Origin of the sequence: Sphingomonas sp. (assembly GCF_035317925.1) — a bacterium.
Taxonomy (GTDB): domain Bacteria; phylum Pseudomonadota; class Alphaproteobacteria; order Sphingomonadales; family Sphingomonadaceae; genus Sphingomonas_I.
Genome location: NZ_DATHFV010000097.1, coordinates 1 through 4,204 on the forward strand (window position 1 = coordinate 1; position 4,204 = coordinate 4,204).

Genomic DNA, 4,204 nt, shown 5'->3' on the forward strand with positions numbered 1-4,204 from the left:
CGGCCATTGGCGATATGCGCGGAGAGGCGCGCGTCGGCGAGCGCGGGCAGGCTGAAGGCGCGATAGCGGTCGGGGTCGGCGTCGACCACCGATCCCGCGCGGCCGCTGCGCTCGGCGCGCAGTTCGGCGGCATAGGTCAAAGCGAAGGACTGGCGCCACAGATCGAGCGGATCGAGGCTGTCGGGCAGGCAGGGCCGCGCCGCCGCGAGCAAGGTCGGGGCGGCGCAGGCGACGCTGGCGATCGCCGCGTCGCGGGCGGCTTGGTCAGTCGACCAGACCAGCCGCGAGGGCTGCGCGAACCGCGCCCAGACCGAAACGTTCCGCGTCCTGGGCGACACCAGCCGCGCGAAATCGGCTTCGGACAGGACCGCATATTTGGCGGTCAGGCCGTCATGCTCGAACGGAAAGACGTTGGGCGGCAGCAGCCGGTTGGCGGCCGCCAGCCAGTTCGCGCCGAATGCCTGGCGGTAGTCGGCGACGATCAGATAGAAATCGAGCATCAGCCCTTCGAGCCGCGCGTCGCGCAGCGTCGAGCCGTAATAGAGGATTGCGCGCGCGCCGGGATGCAGCGCCGCGATCGCTTCCGCCATGCGCGTCACGGCCGGGACGACCGGCTTCTCCAGCTCCTCGGCGACGAGCGCGCGGAGCGACTCGCCAGGCCCGCTCACGCCGCCAGGCGCAGGAAGGGCAGGGGATTGGTCGGCCGCAGCACGATCGAGCTGCCCAAAGCGGCCTGGAAGATTTCGCCGTCGAGGATCACGCTCGACCGATCGCCTTCGATCCTGATCTCATCGCCACGCCGGATATGGACGCCGTGCATGATGCCGCTGCCGAGCTTGCCGAACAGGCCGGCGACGAGCGCGCGGATCAGCGCGATCGGATTCTGGTCGATCGCCATCAATTGCAGCGCGCCGGTATGGGCCGTTCCGCCGCCCATGCGCGATCCGACCAGCAATTTCTTGAGCGTGGTCACGATCAGCACCGAGAAGCTGCCCTTGATATCGCCCTGCCGGATCAGCGACACCGTCACCGGCGCGGGCTTGTTGGGCAGGAAGGCCGCGCGAATCCCGAAGATCACCGACGCCATCAGCGCGAAGCCGGTGATCGCGTGGCTCAGCCAGTTGGGCAGGCCGAGCGGATAGATCTTATGGCGGCAGTAGAGCAGCACCTCGGTCAGGCCCGCGCCGCCGAGGAACATGCCGAGCACCGGTTTCAGGCCATCGCTGACGCCATCGATCTCATGCGTCAGCGCGATCAACTCGCGCGTGACGATATGGTCGCTCAGATCGTCGCCGCGCGCGAGGTCCAGCACGCGCTGCAGCGCCTCGATCGGATCGCCGGTCGCGCCCAGATCGAGCGCGATCAGGTTGGTCTTGCCGTTGGGCAGCACCGCCACCGGCGGCGGCGTGCCTTCGAACTGGCCGCCATGATAGAGTTCGGTCAAAGTCGCCTGGACCGTGCCGTCGCCGCCATTGATCACCAGCACGCGCGGTTCGACCCGCGCGATGGTGCGCAAGGCGGCATCGATCTGGTCGACGCGCTCGACTTCATAGTGAAATATTTCAGGGTGATGTGCGCAAAAGCTACGAACACGTGGCAATAGCGCGCGGTTTCCCGTTGATCGCGGATTGGACAATAAAGCGATCCGGATCATTGGTCCTTATTGGCCTCCGCCGATTGGCCCGACGCTGGTGCCGTGCACGTAATTCAGGGTGATGAGGACGTTGGTCAAGCCGTTGACCTTGACCTGCACCTGGGCAGGCGAAGGCTTGCGCTTGAACATGGCGTCGAACAGCGAAAGATTGGGGTTGCCCGAAAAGCCGCCGCCATCGCTGCCGATATCGACATCGCCGTTGCCGTTGGCGTCATGGCGCACCGAAACCGCATAGATGCCGGGATGGGGCACGGGCATGCAAACCTCGACCGGGCCAGTGCCGGGTGGCGGCGTGCGGACCTCGACGCGCTCCAGATAGGCATGTTTCTCGAAATAATTGGCCGGATCGCCGCCATAGGACTGGACCCGGATGATGCCGGTGCGCGACTTCAACCCCTGGACGCGCACGAGCATCGCCGGCTTGCCGCCACCGCAATCGTCGGCATGCGGACCGAGCACGACCGCGCCCGCCGGCGCCAGCGGCGCTGCGGCGATCAAACTCGCGATCAGGGGGACCCACAATTTCGACATGACCTCAAGACTCCTGGAAGCTATAGGGCCGGGCCTTGCTGGAGCCCGGGCGATGTTCGCCTCCATGCGATATGCAGATCGGTCGTGAATGCGGCCAGAACATGGTGACGGAGCGTCGGCAATTTGAAATCGGCATCACTTGTTGATCGCTACCTCGCCCGCTTGATCGCAGTGCCGTTGATTGCCAGCCTGGTAATCGCGGCGATGCTGCTCTTGCTCGAGAAGATGCTGCGCCTGTTCGACTTCGTCGCGGAAGAGGGCGGACCGGTCAGCGTCGTGTGGCGGATGCTCGCCAACCTCATTCCCGAATATCTCTCGCTCGGCATCCCGATCGGGCTGATGCTGGGCATATTGCTGGCGTTCCGCCGGCTCGCGACCTCGTCCGAGCTCGACGTCCTGCTCGCCTGCGGCTTCTCCTACCGCCGGCTGCTGCGCGTCCCCTATATCTTTGCGATCGTCGCGGCACTCGTGAACCTCGCCATCGTCGGCTTCCTCCAGCCTTATTCGCGTTACGCCTATGAAGGCCTCCGCTACGAATTGCGTACCGGTGCCCTGGGTGCCTCGATCAAGGTCGGAGAGTTCACCAAGCTCGGAAAAAATATGACCGTGCGGATCGAGCGCAGCCAGGAAGGCGGCCGCCAGCTGTCGGGCATCTTCGTGATGGCGCAGGGCAGCGACGGCAAGGAACTGGCGGTCACCGCCGAGCATGGCCGCTTCATGGCGACGGACGATCCCAACACGATCATCTTCCGTTTGAAGAACGGCACGCTCGTCCATGACGCGCCCAATTTCCCGGTGCCGCGCGTGCTCGCCTTCGAGAGCCACGATCTGCCGATCGACCTGCCCAAGGAAGAGGCCTTCCGCCAGCGCGGCGGGCGCGAGGAGCTGACGATCCCCGAACTGGTCAAATCAAGCCGCAATCCGGCCGAGAAGAAGGATCGCGCCAAGAGCCAGGCCGAATTCCATTTCCGCGTGACCGAGGTCGCGACCATGTTCCTGCTGCCGTTGCTGGCGGTGGCGCTGGCGGTGCCGCCCAAGCGCTCGACGTCGGCATTGGGCGTGTTCCTGTCGATCGTGATGATCGTGACCTATTACAAAGTGAACGAATATGCCGAGGCGCTCGGCGGGCGCGGCCATATCAGCCCGATCATCGCCTTGTGGACGCCCTTCATCCTGTTCGCGGCTTTGATCTGGTGGATGTACCGCACGATCGCCACCGTGCCGGGCGGCCAGCCGATCGGCGCGCTCGAACGGCAATTCGCCAAGCTCGGCGGCTTTGTCCGGCGCTGGTTCAGCCGCTCCAACCGCCGGGTTGTCGCGCCGTGAAGATCAACGTCTCCTTCTTCGCCTCGCGCACCATCACCTGGTATATGGCGCGGCTGTTCGTCGTGCGCTCGTTCGCGGTGCTGGCGGGCCTCGCGATCATCCTGATGGCGCTCGATCTGCTCGGCGAATCCGGCGATATCCTGGCCTATCCCGGCAACGGCGACGCGCAGCTGTGGTATTATGTCTCGCTGCGGCTGCCGCAGATCATCTCGCGCTTCCTGCCTTTCTCGGTGCTGCTCGGCACGCTGATCACGCTCGCGACGATGAACCAGAATAGCGAGATCATCTCGATGAAGGCGGCGGGCATTTCGGCGCATCAGATTCTCGCGCCGTTGATCGTCGCCAGCCTCGGTATCGCCGCCTTGTCCTTCTGGTTCAACGACCATGTCGTGGCGCGCGCGACCAACATCCTGACCGCGTGGGAGGATGTCGATTACGGGCCGGTTCCGCAGACGCATGGCGTGGTCAACAACGTGTGGGTCCGCGCGGGCGAGGATCTGATCCACGCCACGCAGGTGACCGGGCGCGGCCCGACCACGGTGCTGCATCACGTGACCTATTATGACCGCACCGGCGACCGGCTGACCGCGGTCGTCAGCGGATCGGGCGCGGTCGCGGCCGACGGCGGGTGGCGGATGAGCAATGCCCGCATCTTCGACGTGACGGCGGGGAAGATCAGCACGCGGCCGACCC

Annotated in this window: 5 protein-coding genes; 2 read left to right on the plus strand and 3 right to left on the minus strand. The window is 65.4% G+C overall.

Translation table 11 applies throughout. The features are described 5' to 3' along the window. The 3 genes from VK533_RS07395 to VK533_RS07405 all read right to left on the minus strand — a co-directional run. On the minus strand, positions 1-668 hold a 668-nt coding region (locus tag VK533_RS07395; RefSeq protein WP_324376225.1), incomplete at its 3' end, for a hypothetical protein. After that, positions 665-1,654 (minus strand): diacylglycerol/lipid kinase family protein, encoded by a 990-nt coding sequence (locus tag VK533_RS07400; protein ID WP_324376226.1) that lies wholly within the window; start codon positions 1,652-1,654, stop codon positions 665-667. The genes VK533_RS07395 and VK533_RS07400, both read right to left, overlap by 4 nt. A 6-nt stretch (positions 1,655-1,660) precedes the next feature. Continuing rightward, a complete protein-coding gene (locus tag VK533_RS07405) occupies positions 1,661-2,185 on the minus strand; it encodes a DUF2141 domain-containing protein (RefSeq protein WP_324376227.1) in 525 nt (174 codons plus the stop codon). A gap of 123 nt (positions 2,186-2,308) precedes the next feature. On the opposite strand from VK533_RS07405, the gene lptF reads away from it, so the two are divergent. Together lptF and VK533_RS07415 are read left to right on the plus strand one after the other, a co-directional pair. Continuing rightward, the gene (lptF, locus tag VK533_RS07410) at positions 2,309-3,511 is read left to right on the plus strand and encodes an LPS export ABC transporter permease LptF (protein ID WP_324376228.1); all 1,203 of its coding nucleotides are present in this window, start codon (positions 2,309-2,311) and stop codon (positions 3,509-3,511) included. Next, positions 3,508-4,204 (plus strand): LptF/LptG family permease (locus VK533_RS07415; protein WP_324376229.1); only part of this gene is annotated, 697 nt, incomplete at its 3' end. The genes lptF and VK533_RS07415, both read left to right, overlap by 4 nt.

Coding starts and splice junctions, on each gene's coding strand:
- VK533_RS07400 (WP_324376226.1), bottom strand. CDS start 1,654: ATGATCCGGATCGCTTTATTGTCCAATCCGCGATCAACGGGAAACCGC.
- VK533_RS07405 (WP_324376227.1), bottom strand. CDS start 2,185: ATGTCGAAATTGTGGGTCCCCCTGATCGCGAGTTTGATCGCCGCAGCG.